Here is a 403-nt window from a genome sequence, read left to right on the forward strand (position 1 = left end):
TGTTAGAGACTTACCAAAAAGTCAAATGGGAGTAGATGTTGAAAAAAGTTATGAGCCCAAGTACATTACAATACGTGGAAAAGGTCCCGTTCTAAAAGAATTAAAAACAGCTGCTAAAAAAGTTAAACGAATCTATCTCGCGGCTGACCCCGATAGAGAAGGTGAAGCGATTGCTTGGCATCTTGCTCACAGTCTCGACATTGATGAGAATTCAGATTGTAGAGTCGTGTTTAATGAAATTACGAAACAAGCAATTAAGGACGCTTTCAAAACGCCACGTCCAATTAATATGGATTTGGTGGACGCTCAGCAAGCAAGAAGAATTCTCGATCGTTTAGTTGGTTATAACATTAGCCCAGTATTATGGAAGAAAGTAAAAAAGGGGCTAAGTGCTGGTCGAGTA

The 403-nt window shown here is 39.5% G+C and carries 1 protein-coding gene; it reads left to right on the forward strand.

Features of this window, described 5'->3' with window-relative positions; translation table 11 throughout:
- Positions 1 to 403, forward strand: a 403-nt coding sequence (locus KH400_RS21715; RefSeq protein WP_217228186.1) for a toprim domain-containing protein, incomplete at both ends; no start/stop codon positions are given.

The organism is Desertibacillus haloalkaliphilus (genome assembly GCF_019039105.1).
GTDB classification, from domain to species: domain Bacteria; phylum Bacillota; class Bacilli; order Bacillales; family KJ1-10-99; genus Desertibacillus; species Desertibacillus haloalkaliphilus.